12 protein-coding genes, 1 other RNA gene and 1 other annotated feature are annotated in these 14,628 nt (G+C 38.2%); of the genes, 2 read left to right on the top strand and 11 right to left on the bottom strand.

Features of this window, described 5'->3' with window-relative positions; all coding sequences use genetic code 11:
* Window positions 1-5: 5 nt before the first annotated feature.
* The 7 genes from IPU53_RS17570 to aroC all read right to left on the bottom strand — a co-directional run bounded on the left by IPU53_RS17570 (window position 6) and on the right by aroC (window position 10,347).
* Window positions 6-3,611 carry a dynamin family protein gene (locus IPU53_RS17570; protein WP_207452314.1) on the bottom strand — a complete coding sequence of 1,202 codons (3,606 nt, stop codon included), beginning with the start codon at window positions 3,609-3,611 and terminating at the stop codon, window positions 6-8.
* 406 nt (window positions 3,612-4,017) lie between these two features.
* Window positions 4,018-4,533, bottom strand: coding sequence for an isoprenylcysteine carboxyl methyltransferase family protein (locus tag IPU53_RS17565; protein WP_207452313.1), 516 nt, complete (start codon window positions 4,531-4,533; stop codon window positions 4,018-4,020).
* Window positions 4,534-4,535: 2 nt separating this feature from the next.
* Window positions 4,536-5,618 carry a type III polyketide synthase gene (locus IPU53_RS17560; protein WP_207452312.1) on the bottom strand — a complete coding sequence of 361 codons (1,083 nt, stop codon included), beginning with the start codon at window positions 5,616-5,618 and terminating at the stop codon, window positions 4,536-4,538.
* Window positions 5,619-5,661: 43 nt separating this feature from the next.
* The gene (gene aroA, locus IPU53_RS17555; protein WP_207452311.1) at window positions 5,662-6,945 is read right to left on the bottom strand and encodes a 3-phosphoshikimate 1-carboxyvinyltransferase; all 1,284 of its coding nucleotides are present in this window, start codon (window positions 6,943-6,945) and stop codon (window positions 5,662-5,664) included.
* Between the two features lie 12 nt (window positions 6,946-6,957).
* Window positions 6,958-8,061 (bottom strand): prephenate dehydrogenase, encoded by a 1,104-nt coding sequence (locus IPU53_RS17550; protein WP_207452310.1) that lies wholly within the window; start codon window positions 8,059-8,061, stop codon window positions 6,958-6,960.
* A gap of 23 nt (window positions 8,062-8,084) precedes the next feature.
* Window positions 8,085-9,158 (bottom strand): histidinol-phosphate transaminase, encoded by a 1,074-nt coding sequence (hisC, locus tag IPU53_RS17545; RefSeq protein ID WP_207452309.1) that lies wholly within the window; start codon window positions 9,156-9,158, stop codon window positions 8,085-8,087.
* A 16-nt stretch (window positions 9,159-9,174) separates the two neighbouring features.
* A complete protein-coding gene (aroC, locus tag IPU53_RS17540; RefSeq protein WP_207452308.1) occupies window positions 9,175-10,347 on the bottom strand; it encodes a chorismate synthase in 1,173 nt (390 codons plus the stop codon).
* 45 nt (window positions 10,348-10,392) lie between these two features.
* Window positions 10,393-10,620 (bottom strand) — a binding site (T-box leader).
* 444 nt (window positions 10,621-11,064) lie between these two features.
* On the opposite strand from aroC, the gene IPU53_RS17535 reads away from it, so the two are divergent.
* Complete coding sequence (locus IPU53_RS17535) at window positions 11,065-12,153, top strand: bifunctional 3-deoxy-7-phosphoheptulonate synthase/chorismate mutase (protein ID WP_242698384.1); 1,089 nt, start codon at window positions 11,065-11,067, stop codon at window positions 12,151-12,153.
* Window positions 12,154-12,254: 101 nt separating this feature from the next.
* Here the strand turns inward: IPU53_RS17535 and IPU53_RS17530 are convergent, their stop codons facing one another.
* From IPU53_RS17530 to IPU53_RS17515, 4 genes are all read right to left on the bottom strand, one after another.
* The gene (locus IPU53_RS17530; RefSeq protein WP_207452307.1) at window positions 12,255-12,428 is read right to left on the bottom strand and encodes a hypothetical protein; all 174 of its coding nucleotides are present in this window, start codon (window positions 12,426-12,428) and stop codon (window positions 12,255-12,257) included.
* Window positions 12,429-12,544: 116 nt separating this feature from the next.
* Window positions 12,545-12,930: RNase P RNA component class B (gene rnpB, locus IPU53_RS17525), an RNA gene on the bottom strand.
* 72 nt (window positions 12,931-13,002) lie between these two features.
* Window positions 13,003-13,308, bottom strand: coding sequence for a cell division regulator GpsB (gene gpsB / locus IPU53_RS17520; protein ID WP_207452306.1), 306 nt, complete (start codon window positions 13,306-13,308; stop codon window positions 13,003-13,005).
* Between the two features lie 192 nt (window positions 13,309-13,500).
* The gene (locus tag IPU53_RS17515) at window positions 13,501-13,812 is read right to left on the bottom strand and encodes a spore coat protein (protein ID WP_207452305.1); all 312 of its coding nucleotides are present in this window, start codon (window positions 13,810-13,812) and stop codon (window positions 13,501-13,503) included.
* A 344-nt stretch (window positions 13,813-14,156) separates the two neighbouring features.
* Between IPU53_RS17515 and IPU53_RS17510 the strand changes: the two genes are divergently transcribed.
* The gene (locus IPU53_RS17510; RefSeq protein ID WP_207452304.1) at window positions 14,157-14,618 is read left to right on the top strand and encodes an Hsp20/alpha crystallin family protein; all 462 of its coding nucleotides are present in this window, start codon (window positions 14,157-14,159) and stop codon (window positions 14,616-14,618) included.
* Window positions 14,619-14,628: the final 10 nt, after the last annotated feature.

The following is a 14,628-nucleotide window of genomic DNA, read 5'->3' as shown; positions in this document are numbered from 1 at the left end:
CCTCCTCACATAAGTGGTAGTGTTTCTTTTATTTTGATCCATTCAGCTAAATTTTCTTGGCCTTCTAAAGCCTCAAACCATGAATCAAACTGGTCCAGAACTTCCTGCTCAGCATTATTGATTAAGCTACCATATTCTTGAATAAGATAATGTAGATATACTTTGGTAATCCGTTTATATTCCTGTTGTAAATAGTCATCAGCTAAAGGAGAGAGTATCTCAAGAAAGGCTTCCTCCATTTTTTTCCTCTCATCTTGTTCAAAAAAAGCTTTTGGATTACGGAAATACTTAAACTGAGTTTCAAATGGTTTTCTTTCACTATCGGCAAAAGCTGCTGCAAATTCAGGTGTTGGAATAGCATTCCATTCCATTTGTGAGAAAGTTATATCTGCTTTAATGGCTTGTAGTTCTCTTTGCAAATTGGAATAAAAGTTGGCTAGTAATTTTTGAGTATATTTCTCCACTCTTAAAGAAGTGACACGCATTTCTTGTGAAAAGTCATAACCAACAGTATCTAATAGTTCTTGCAAGCATTTCTGTAGCAAAGAGCGATCATTTTTCTTTAATATAGCTGGATTAAAGGCTTCCTTAAAAAATTGCGGAAACCGATAAAACACTCTTTGTTTCACATAAAAGGTCAATTCCTCTACCTCTTGCTCCATTTGTTGTGATAAAACTTTAACATGATCGTTAGACAATATATCTAACATTTCTGTTTTGGCCTGCTGCCACTCTTTATGACGTTCGTTTTTGAGCTCTTGATCCTCATTTGCTGTTTTAATCAGCTGATCTAAAAATTGTAAAGTACGGTTGTACTCTATTTTTGCGGATTGTACTGCCATTTTCTGCAAATCATGTTGGAGAAAATGATCAAATGCCGTTTGAAACAGATCGATTTGGGATTTTTCTCGATCTAGATCATGAAGCGCTAATTTACTTGAAAGACCAAATATTTTTGGAAAACGAATCCCATTTTGAATAAGTTCACTCTTAACATAATCAAGCACTTCCTCCATTTCAGTTTGGGAAGAAGCTAGGTCGATTGCGTTAACGATGAAAAACATTTTATCTAATTCGAAACTATCCTTCACCCGTCCTAACTGGATCAAAAATTCCCTGTCCGCTTTTGAAAAGGCATGATTATAATAAGTGACAAACAATACAGCATCTGCATTCTTAATGTAATCAAAGGCTACACCTGTGTGTCTCGCATTAATCGAATCTGCCCCAGGTGTATCCACTAGCGTAATGCCTTGCCTTGTAAATGAGCAGTCATAGTATAGATCAATCGATTCAACAAAACAGGATTGCGCCTCATTTCCTACGTACTCCCGGAAATTTTCCATATCTGTCTTGAATGTTTGCCCTAATTGGTGCTTGTGATCGAGAAATCCCTTTTGGAAAGCCGTTAAAAACGAAAGATGGACTTTCTCCTTCTCATTTTGATTCGAAGCAATGGTTAGATTAAGCGCCCTTTGATAAGCATCTGTTAAAGACAAACAAGGTTGATCAAAATACGATAATGACTTATTTACATCAGCCAACATATCCTGATCACTTTTTAAACTAACAACAGCCGTACCATGTGTATATTCTGCTGTTGGTGGACAAATTCGATTGATGGCTGCTGTGGTCGGATTTGGGGAAACTGGTAGTACTGCCTTCCCTAACAAGGCATTAGCAAAAGAAGATTTCCCTGCGCTAAATGCTCCAAATAAAGCGATCGTATAATTTCGTTCAGTTAACGTTTTTACTTTATCTTGTAATTGGGATCTGATTCTTTTAAAATAGTGATCTTCTCGCAATAACTGGATCATACGTTCTAATTGCTGGATCACCTGAGACGATTCAAGTATATTTACCTGTGTTTCATCTTCATGGGTTGGTACGTTCGTACCGCTATCCTTCTTTACATTTTCCTCTTGCTCATCCTCTTGATAAATGGTGAAGTTCTCTGCAGATTTTTTCCATTGTTCACGTAGTTTTTGTAAAGTATTTGCCTCGGTCCCTGTTAAGACAGTGATTTCCTGCTTCATTTTCGTATATAAATCTTCTAGTTGATCGAGCTGTCGTTTCGCTCTTGACGCATTTGAAATAGTGATGAGTTGCTCATCTAGTTTTTCGAGTGTATTTATCATTTTCTCTTGCCTATGGGTGATGACAGGTTCCAAAAATTGCTCCCACTCTTTTTTTGCGAGCCGCTTGATCCTTTCCGCTATTTCCTCACAATATTGCAGGACATATTGGCCATTTACACCAGCTCCCTTTTTTACCGTTTCATCCAATAGCTTTTCAGACCAGTTCACCTGTAGAGACTGCACGTTTTCTTGCCATTCCCTATTATTGGCCTCTTCCTTATCAAGGACCGCATTAGCCAACTGTCGTAAATGCCACACAATTTGTGAGTCCACTTGTTTCGTTAAGACTTCTGTAAATTCTTGTCGTCGTCTATTGCGCTCATCTTCAGTCTTTTTTTTGCTAAATAATAGACCGACTTTAAAATCAGTTTGTTTTGCTTGAAGAAATTGTTCTGCCAACTCCCTTGTTTCATAAGGCATTAAATAAGCATTATGCAATATTTTTTCACATTCTGTTGTATACTCATCCCCAAGTGTTTCCAGTCCATCTACTATCTGCCTTTTTTTATTTTTTAACCTATCTTCTGTTTGAAAAACATCTTGGTGATCCTGAGCAAAGAGAGAAATCTCTTGGTTCAAGCCTACTGCCTCATTTTGAAAGCTTTCGTCAAGCCACTCTTCATGCTCTTCTACCAATTTGTTAAAAGAAGAAGTAAAAGCAGCTAAGCTCCATTCAACTTGATGTGAGAAAATATCTTGAATCATCATTTTGACCGAAGTAAATTCGTTTTCTGGATGCTTCATTTGTTTTAAGGTTGTAAAAAAGACTCCAGCAGGTCGGACATTCCAGAATGCAAACGCATCAAGCACCGATTGTTTATAAGCTTGAAAAAATAATTCTTCAGATTGATGCTTATCAATTTGATTAATAATTAAATACAGTCTAACCCCATGTCGTAGCAGATTTTTTGTATACATAAAATTCAGTTCTGATTGAACATGATTATAATCCATCACATAAAAAACAGCATCCGCAATATGTAAAGCAGATTCTGTAGAAAGACGATGCGCTTCATCAGTAGAATCGATTCCAGGCGTATCCATGATCGTTAAACCATCAGGAAGTTCCAAACCCTTCCTGCCTATTTCAATTTCGGTAATATTCTCTTTTTTACAATAGTTTTGTACTGCAGTGAATTCGTATGGTGCAGTAAAAAGTAGCGGCGGTGCATCATGACTATACACTTTAGCAAAGTCCTTTTCCGAGCGATGAACCTTCACAATGTTTGCACTTGTAGGAATTGGACTTGATGGTAAAATGTTCTCCCCTGTTAGTTGGTTGATCATTGTTGATTTTCCAGCTGAAAAATGGCCACTAAAAGCAATCACTGTTTCTTGCTTATATATTTTTTCAATTAGTTTTAATGTTTTCTCGACTCTTTCTTGATCTTCATGTTGTTTGAAGCGTTCCAACAATGTTAGAGCCTGTTCAAGCTGGTGTTCCCGGCTTGAAGTTAATAAAACGTTATCCATGGATTAAGCAAACTCCTCTTTTACAGGATGTTCAGAAAGTTCGGTAAAAATGACACTTCGGGTAAAGGCTCTTCGACTAAGTGCCGACACGTCCTGTAGGCAACACGGAAGTCAGTCTTCCACTACAAGTCTTGCGCTTTTCTTCGTGCATTGTGGATTCGGAAAGCTTTCCTTGTGCTCGAAACTTCTTCGCCTCGAACTTCTGACGTACAGGATGTGCTAGTGTCAGCCGTTTACAATTGACGTTAGCGCTTTTAGCCGACTTGGTCTTTTTTATCCTCATTTTTGAACACACATTTTTAATACTTTTCATTTAATTAGATCTATTCTACCTGAAAATCATTGAACTTGAAAGCATTACCGAAATCTCAGACTGCCGCCAAACCGCGACAACACCACTATTTATTTACTTATTTCCAGCCAAATTTTGTTGAAGAGCCTGATCCTCTTTACGAATCCTAATGAAAAGCATCCATTGATTCAAAAAGAAAAAGAGAATTGCGGTTATATATGCCTGAAACATAAGCGGGACAACCAAAAGTTCCAATGTAACAATCATATAATTTGGATGTTTTATAAATCGAAAAGGTCCCTTGCGAATAAGAGCAGCATTCGGCAAAACAATAATCTTTGTATTCCAATATTTGCCTAGTGAGATAATCACCCAATAACGCGCGAATTGGAGAAGAAAAAAGACACTTAAAAAGATTGGCCAAAAACGTGCGGGCCTCTGTCCAGAAATAACCACCTCGACGGTGAAAAACAGAAAGAAACCAACATGAAGAAGAATCATATAAGGATAATGGCTTTGTCCGTAGATGATGGCTCCATGTTGTAGCATCCATCTTTCATTTTGTCTAGCTATGAATAATTCGGTTAATCTTTGGATCAGCAACAAAGTAAGGATTATCAGAAAAAACATCTCTACTCCCACCTTAGTAACAACAATTCAGAACTAAAACCGGGCCCCAAGGCGGCAATGACTCCATAATCCCCAAAAGATATTGACTGGTTCATAAAACGTTCTAACACGAAGAAAACGGTCACAGAAGACATATTTCCATACTCCTTTAGTATTTCCAATGATTGGGCGGTTTTACTTTCTGGCAATTGCAGAGCTTCTTCATACGCCTTAATTACTTTTTTACCGCCAGGGTGAGCAATAAAATGAGCGATTTCAGCTTCGTTCAGATTGTTTTGCTCAAGAAATTGTAGCATCACGGGCTGAAGCCAATTTCTGACAAGGGTCGGAATGTCCTTAGAAAAAACAACATAAAACCCATTATCTTCAAATTGCCATCCCATCACATCAAGTGAATCTTTCATAATAGTTGACTGCGTCTCTATAATTGCCGGCAATGATCGGTCAACCAGTTCATCGTAAGGAATATCTTCGCCTCCAATCAACACAGCCGCCGCTCCATCGGAAAAAAGTGAGGTCCCAATAAAATTACTTTTACTTCGATCATTCAGCTGAAATGTAAGACTACATAATTCTACTCCTACAACCAAGACCTTTGCCTTCGGATAAGCAAGACAGTATTCATGGGCTCTCGATAGGCCGCTAGCCCCTCCTCCGCAGCCTAATCCCCAAATGGGAATTCTTTTCGTTTGGGAGGAAAATGGCAATTGATTGATGATTCTTGCATCTAGACTAGGAGTGGATAGGCCAGTCGTATTAATTAGAAAAATCGCATCAATCTCATCATAAGCGATTACCCTTTTCGTCTTTGCCTGTGCGAAACAATCCCGAATAGCAGTAAGACAAAGTCCTACTGCTGATTCAATAAACACGTTATTTTTTTCAGAAAAAGAATGCGGTTCTGTATACCAATCTAAAGGCTTAACAAAATGTCTTTTTTTAATTTCTCCGTTTTTAAACACTTTTAATAAACGATCAATCTCTTTCATAGAATCGGAAAATAACCGTTTGGCGAGTTGCATTGTCTCTTCTTGATGAACAACAAATTCAGGTGTTGCAGTTCCGACCGAAATTATACGGGGCATCTGATGACTCTCCTTTTAAATTGGGGCAAAGACATCATCATTGTCAAATTGTTAAAGCTTTTAATTGTTGAAAGAATCCTGGATAAGACACCGTAATGGCTTCTTTATCCTCAATCTCTACCTTTTCATGTGTAAGGCAACTAGCAATCGCCAACATCATGCCAATTCTGTGATCACCATGACTATTCACATTGGCGCCATGCAAAGAAGTTTTACCATAAATCTTCATTCCATCTGATGTTGCTTCGATCTTTGCACCCATTTTCTTTAATTCTTCCACAACTGTATCAATTCGATTCGTTTCTTTCACCTTTAATTCTGCCGCATCTTTAATAATGGTCGTACCTTCAGCCTGTGTAGCAGCTAGAGCAAGTATCGGAATTTCATCAATCAGCCTTGGAATCATGTCCCCTTCTATTGTCACGCTCCTTAAAGAAGAAGCATTTACAGTAAGATCTGCATAGGGCTCCATAACTTGGTCGTGTAGCTGATCAATCACTACATCTGCTCCCATTTCCTTTAGTACATCTAAAATTCCACTCCTAGTAGGGTTAATGCCTACATTTTTCAATGTAATATGACTATCTGGAATAATAGAGCCAGCCACAAGGAAAAAAGCAGCAGATGAGATGTCACCAGGCACAGTAATGGTTGTTCCTTTTAATTGCTGTTGCCCACGAATCGTCTTTTTCAAGCCAGTGGTTGTCACTTCTCCACCAAATGCTTGAATCATCCGTTCAGTATGGTCACGCGAAGCCTCAGGTTCCGTTACACTTGTCATACCATTTGCAAACAGACCAGCTAGTAAAATAGCGGACTTCACTTGGGCACTTGCAACAGGCGAAATATAGTCAATGCCTGATAAACCTCCCCCTCTCACAGCTAGTGGGGTTAGCTTGCCATTATCACGTCCATCAATATTGGCTCCCATCTGTCTCAAAGGATTAGTTACTCGATCCATCGGCCTTTTGGCAATGGAACTGTCCCCTTTCACAATGGAATGGAATGGGAGATTAGATAATATCCCAAGCATCAAACGAATGGTGGTACCTGAATTACCAACATCTAATATATCCATTGGTTCAATTAATCCATCTACTCCTCTTCCTTCAATCTCGACGTATTCTCCATCACGATAGATATGAACACCCATCTGTTTAAAGCATTCAATTGTATGAAGACAATCATCCCCTGTTAAAAGTCCATGAACAGTAGTTTTTCCTTTCGCAATGGACCCCAGCATAATGGATCGATGGGAAATCGATTTATCACCTGGTACTTTGATCGTGCCCCTTAGTGGGGAAATTTTTGCGCTTTGTGTTTCCAATATTTTCCCTCCTTACATACTGATGTACGTTTCATACCCTTCATTTTCTAATAATTGTTTAGCAGATTCCATATCCTCTTCTGTTTGAAAACTAATCCTAAGGACACCATAGACATCCTCTCGCGCTTCAATAATCCGGATATTCGTTATACTAATCGATTTCTGAGCAAGGATGGTGGTAATATCCGAAATAACACCCGGTTTATCCAAAACATCAACAAATAAATCATAAAATGATGTAATGGCGCCTTTCGCACGTACAGGTAGCGAATCCCTGAATTGCTTTGCCCCATCAAAATAAGCAAATAATGGATCTGCATCTCCACTCTCAATCAATTGCTTAACAGTATTCATTTCATTTATCCATTCTTCAAGTAACGAAAGAAGAACCGGTTGGTTGTGTTGGACGATATCCCTCCACATCACTGGACTACTTGAAGCAATTCGTGTTATATCTCGAAAACCACCTGCTGCAAGAAATTGAATATTTTTATCCTGGGCGGCATGACCTTGTACTTGTCGTACTAGGCTCGCCGCTACAACATGCGGAAAATGACTAACAACTCCGGTCACTAGATCATGTTGTTTAGGATCCATCACAATGAAATGGGCTTTTGTACCTTTCAGCCACTCTTTTAATTGATCTACTCTCCCATTTGCATTTTGGGAGGGTGTCAAAACATAATAAGCATTTTCAAATAAATGCGCCTTTGCACTTCCTGGTCCAATCTTATGTGAACCTGCCATTGGGTGCCCCCCAATATAAACATTTGAGCGGCCAAAAAGGCGTTCCGCTCTTTCCATTATCCGCGCTTTCGTACTCCCTACATCCGTAATAAGGACATCTTCTTTTAAAGAAAGCTTTGCTAATTTCTCAAGAAAGCCTTCTGCAATTTCTACTGGGCAGGAAAGAATAATTAAATCTGCTTTTTCTGCACTACTTTCATATGTTTCCGTATAATCATCAATAATACCTAGCTTCTGGGCAAGCTTACAATTATCAATATTAACATCATAACCGATCACACGCGCATGATGCTCCTGTTTAATAGCTAGCGCGACAGACCCACCAATCAACCCGACACCAATTAATAAAACCAACTTACTTTCCTTCATCTTCACACAGCCTCATCTATCTATTATATCCTTGGAATAACTTCCTTTAAAATGTTTAATAGCTCTTCATTTTCCTGTTCTGTTCCAACGGTAATCCGAATGCCCTTTGGAAATTTTCTTACAATCCACCCTTTTTCTAGCAATTGTTGAAACATTTTCTCTATAGAAGGTTCACTTAATTGTAGAAAAATAAAATTCGTTTGCGATGGATAATAAGATATTTGGTGCTGATCAAAGAAATGATAATACTTCTGCAATTCATTGGTGTTAATGATGACACATTCCTCAATAAACTCCGGATCTTCCAACGCTGCTATTGCCGCTGTTTGCGCTAAAGAAGAGGTATTAAACGGCAAACGAACGACATCTAACTTGTTAATTAATGCAGGTGAGGCTATCCCATAGCCAATCCGAATTCCCGCTAATCCATAGGCTTTAGAAAAAGTTCTCATAACCAATACATTTTCGTATTCATCTAGCAACGGGATGGTTTGCGGATAATCATTTATCGTGACGTATTCATAATAAGCCTCATCGACAACCACAAGTACATCATTCGGAACTTTATCTAAAAATCGGATCAGTTCTTCTTTTGCAACATATGTACCTGTTGGATTATTCGGATTACAAATCCAAACAAGCTTTGTATTAACATCAATCGCTTCGGCCATTTTGTCTAGATCATGGGTGCCTTCTAGTAAGGATATTTCCCTCACTTCAGCCCCTTCTATAATCGCATGATGACGATATTGTGAGAATGTTTCGCTCGCCATTACAGTATTCGATTCAGGACTTAACACGGCTCTGCTTATGATTTGAATTAATTCATCTAATCCACTCGAAAAAATCAACTTCGCTTGATCGATTTCAAGATGTTCTGCAACGGCCTTTTTTAAATTTACAGCTGCACCATCTGGATAAATTGCCAATGTATTAGTTTGCGATATAGCTTTTAAAACATTTGGAGAACAACCGTAAGGATTTTCATTGGACGCTAATTTCACAATCTTATCTAATTGATATTCTCTTTTTACTTCATCTGTTGTTTTACCAGGTGTGTATGCTTTCAACTCTGAAAGCTGAGCTTTTACATTCATATTTTTTCCCACCTTATTAAAATTCTTTAGAGTATTTTCGATGCCTTTCAATCGAATCCTTTAACGAATCCATCCGATCATGACCAAATTGCTCTACGATAGCAACAGCCAATTCCCAAGCTATAACAGCTTCTGCAACGACACTAGCAGCAGGAACAGCACAACTATCAGAGCGCTCAATACTTGCTTTAAAAGGCTCTTTTGTATCAATATCAACACTCTCAAGAGGTTTGTAAAGAGTCGGAATAGGCTTCATAACCCCTCTTATAACAATTGGCATACCTGTTGTCATTCCGCCCTCAAATCCACCAGCATTATTTGTTCGGCGAGTATACCCTTCTTCTTCCGTCCATTGGATTTCATCATGGACTTTGCTTCCAGGTCGATGGGCTGCTTCAAAGCCAATTCCTACTTCCACCCCTTTAAAGGCATTAATACTCATGATTGCTGCCGCTAGTTTTGCTTCTAGCTTTTTATCATATTGAACATGGCTCCCTACGCCGATCGGCATGCCTTCAACAATAACTTCAACAATACCTCCGATGGAGTCCCCTTGTTTTTTGGCATCATCTATAGCTTGCATCATCTTTTCTCCAGCTTCTTCATCAAGACAACGAACAGGAGAAGCCTCTGTTTTTTCCTGCAATTCTTCTAACGTAGAATAAGAGGACTTCTCTGCTTTTATTCCACCAATTTCCAGCACATGTCCGCCAACATTTATGCCAACTTCTGCTAGTATTCTTTTAGCAACTGCAGCTGCTGCTACCCGTACTGTTGTTTCTCTTGCAGAAGAACGCTCAAGTACATTTCTCATATCTCGATGACCATACTTAATTGCACCATTTAAATCAGCGTGACCAGGACGTGGACGAGTAATCTTTCTTTTTACTTCTTCTTGTTCTTCAGGGCTAATCGGTGCAGCCCCCATGATTTTTCTCCAATGTTTAAAATCATTATTTTGTACAACCAAGGCAATTGGAGCACCCATTGTAATCCCATGACGAACTCCACTCGTGATTTGGATTTGATCTTTTTCAATCTGCATCCTGCGTCCGCGACCATACCCTTTTTGTCTTCTTTGTAATTCTGTATTAATCATTTCCTCGGTTAATTCAAGACCAGCTGGTACACCTTCTAAAATAGTTGTAAGTTGGGGCCCATGGGATTCCCCTGCTGTTAAGTATCTCATTTTCATTCCTCCTAAAAGATAAAATAATAAAAACGCCCCTGCCGAAGCAGGGACGTTATGTTACGCGGTACCACCCTAATTTGCGGACTTATTTCCGCCTCTCTTATAACATAACGGCTGTTACCGTCTTTTTTTACTAATTTGAGAATTCAAATGTTCAAAAAAGAAGCTCGGGAGAGTAATTCACATTCATGATTGTACTGATTCACACTATCCATCAGTTCTCTGGTACTACAAATTCATGAAGCTACTATGCCCCGTCTTTGCTTTTTAAAAGAGGTTCAAAAAGGTGCGATAAAAATGACACTGCAGGATATATGATCCTCGACTAAGTCCCGGCACATCCTGTGTCGGTGTTGCTGACAGGACGTCAGCGTATTTAACCGACTTGGTCCTTTTTATCCTCTTATTTGAACATCCGTTTTAGGTATTGTTAAATCTAATTTTTATCACAATGTCGAAGCATTGTAAAGCAAAATTTCATTATTTTCTAAAAGAGTCTTATTGATAGCGTTTTCAAATTGTTTTTATCATTTTTTGATTGTCAATCACAGCTTTATCACATAAAATTGTAATCATATTCTAATTTTTATTTTATTTTCTATTGACAATTTAATTGTTTCAGTCTATCGTATTGAGCTAACAACTTATAAAATTCTAACACGCTTTACAGCGTTGAAGTATTGAAGAAATATTCAATAAAACTTGGGAGGGCTTATGATGTCGGAATTAGAATTATTGCGTGACAAGATTGAGAAGAAAACACTTGAGATCCTAGAACTACTAAATGAACGAGGAGAAATTTCCAAAGAAATTGGACGACAAAAGGAAACACAAGGTGTAAAACGATTTGACCCTGTTCAAGAACGAAAAATAATGGATATGGTTGCCGCTCATAACAAAGGGCCATATGAAACATCAACCCTTCAACATATTTTCAAGCAAATTTTAAAAGCAAGCTTGGAACTTCAGGAGGATGACAACCGCAAAGCATTACTCGTATCACGTAAGAAAAAGTCAGAAAATACGGTTGTCAATGTCAACGATATAAATATAGGAGATGGAAACCAACATTTTATTATGGGACCATGTGCTGTAGAAAGCTATGAGCAAGTGAAGCTTGTCGCTCAAGCCATGAAAAAACAAGGTCTATCTTTAATGCGCGGCGGTGCCTACAAGCCGCGAACTTCTCCATATGATTTCCAAGGGCTGGGACTTGAAGGCTTAAAGATTCTTCGCCGTGTTGCCGACGAAGAAGGAATGTCTATCATTAGTGAAGTCCTTGATACGAGAGATGTAGAATCTGCTTTAGATTATGTAGATGTGATTCAAATTGGTGCTCGTAATATGCAGAATTTCGAACTATTAAAATTAGTCGGTTCTGTCCAAAAGCCTGTTTTATTGAAGCGCGGGTTGTCTGCTACAATTGAGGAGTTCATTTATGCAGCTGAATACATTATTTCTCAAGGAAATAGTCAAATCATGCTTTGTGAAAGAGGAATTAGGACCTACGAGAAAGCAACACGTAATACGTTAGATATTTCTGCTGTCCCGATTCTGAAGAAAGAAACACATTTGCCTGTATTAGTAGATGTCACTCACTCTACAGGTAGAAAAGACTTATTGCTCCCAGCAGCCAAAGCCGCATTAGCGATTGGAGCAGACGGGGTAATGGCTGAGGTACATCCGGATCCGGCTGTCGCACTCTCTGATTCAGCTCAACAAATGGATATTGATGAATTCAACCAGTTTATGGCTGAAGCAAAAGGCTTCGCAGATGCTATTCAAAAAACACCAGCTCTATAATTAGAACAAAAAATTTTATAATCTCCAAAACCATAATCCCAAAACAACCCTGTATGATTCACACAGGGTTGTTTTTGATTAATGAACTGTTATGTAGAAGCTTATTTTTCTTTTCGATGAAATAATGTGTAATCAATCGCTTTGTTTAGGCAATCTTCCGCTTCTTTTAGTCCCTCCATGGCTGATGGCGCATATTGTTTATTTGTATCTAATAAATGATATGTTGACTGAAGAGCCTTCGAAATTGTTTCAAATTCCGTTAATTTATTTGTCATATTACAACTACCCCTCCCTCATATTCAACAGTATATTCAGTAAGGAAGAGTATTATTCACGTTTTCTAAACAACAAAAAAACTCACCCGATAAAAGGTGAGCGTTCCATCATAACATCTTATAAGCCATGTTCTGTACCATCGTACTCCAAACGATCATAGGTAGACCTCGTACTCCGGTGGTAATCATCTATCTGCAAGTTAATCTTGCCTTTTTCTTCGTTCATTTCCTGCGAAAAAGTTCCCCTACCAAAATTTGGGTTTCTCACTCACGGGGTTTACCTCGTTCCACCTCTGTCGTTTCCAACAGAGCTCCGTCACTGTGGCACTTTAAAGGTACCAACACCATATTATTAAAATAACGTAGGTATTTTCCCTGCCGTCAACTAAGAATGATCTTAGCTGCCCTAGCTTATTGTTTCGCTAGGCGTGAACACTACGGGCATCTCAGCACCGTGTGAGCATGGACTTTCCTCTGCGATGAGCAGCGATTACCCAGATGTTATGATTCATACCAAGATATTATTTTATCTCTTTTTTCCCCTACATGCAAGTGGTAAAAAAAGAATGGACAATTATTCGTCCAATTTGCTGCCAAATACATGTTTTTCCAAGTTAGAAAGTCGCTTTAAAATGTCGAAATTAGTCGTTCCAGCGGGTTGTGCTGGTGGCGGCTGTCGACGTGATTGCTCTCCTACTTGCTTTTTCAACTTAGTATTTTCTTGTTGCAATTCTTCTACTACTTGATGCATGGCTTCATAATCTTTAATAATTTGATCTAAGAAATGATCTACCTCATCTTGTTTATAACCGCGGAACTTCGTTTTAAATTCCTTTTCTAATATTTCTTTAGCAGTTAATTTTAGTCGATCTGCTAACAATCCAAAACACCACCTTAAAATTCACACTACCATATCATTATTCTTCCAAAATAATGCCATTTTGTCAATTTTTCAAGATGGTTTATTTTATACTTGTACAAAAGCTATGACTATAGGCCCAACCTTCGTCAAAAAAAGGCTACATGGGTTCAGAAATATAAAAGCGAGGACATAATGTCCTCGCAAAATAAATTAATATGGAAAATTGGGTCTTGGTCCAAATCCTGGACGCGGTCCAAATCCTGGTCCCGACATTTGTCCTGACATAGGCCCACCGGCCATTGGCCCTGAACCTGGCATCATCACTTGTTGATTGGATACCTTATTCACAACAGACTGGGTATGCGGGAAATAATGCTCATGAATAAAATTTTCATGATTTACTGTTGTTGTATGACTAGGATGGATTTCTGGAACGATATAGTTTTGACACGTATGATTCACACAACATTTCGTTGGATGAACAATCGCTGGCAACACTTTAGTACAACAATTTTTATTCATAAAAAAGCTCCTCTCTCTTGTCATCTTTTCCTTTCATATATAACCTATGAAAATTAGTGGATACATGTACTAATCATAAAACCCAATTTCTGAATTAAAGTGTGAGCAGCTTGAATTAAATCTGCACAACTGACGAAAAAATACTAAAATCAACAAATTTCTACCGTAAATCCCTATAGTTGATTAAACACTTGACAAGACCGTCGAAATATGCGCTTGCCCGGGAAATTAATTATCTAGATAGAGCAATTATTCCCCATTAAGTTAGAATTTGAGGATTTTTTATTGAACTCTTTAAAATCAATATTCATACGATACAACAGACTATGTAGGAGGTGTAAAAATTGAAGGAAAAGCCTAAGAATATGAATAATATAAGTGAGCCCTTTCAGCATTTAATTCACAGTATGGATCGCTTATTTACAGAATCGCCAAATCATGGACTTTTACAAAGTATGAACGATTTTTTTAATCAAGCAAAACCATTCGGAGGATTTCCAGTAGACTTTACTGAAAACAGTAAGGAATATATCATTACAGCACAACTCCCAGGTGTAAAAAAAGAACAAATTGAACTAGAAATCTTGCCGCAATATGTAACGATTAATGTTCAGCAGGAAGAAAGCTATGAAAAAGAAGATACAAAAAACCAAGGCTTTTATAAAAAGGGCTTATGGAAAAAATCCTCTAGAACCATTCCACTTTCAAAGCCTACAATCCAACATAAAGCTGTTGCTCAATACAAAGATGGCATTCTCAATATTAGGATTCCGAAAGAACGTGGAAAAAAGCTATCCATTGATTAAAATGAAAAAG

The sequence above is a fragment of the Bacillus sp. SD088 genome (assembly GCF_017355205.1).
Classification (GTDB): Bacteria; Bacillota; Bacilli; order Bacillales; family Bacillaceae_C; genus Lederbergia.
The sequence above is the reverse complement of the archived record's forward strand: the minus strand, read 5'-3'. Positions and strand labels throughout refer to the sequence as shown.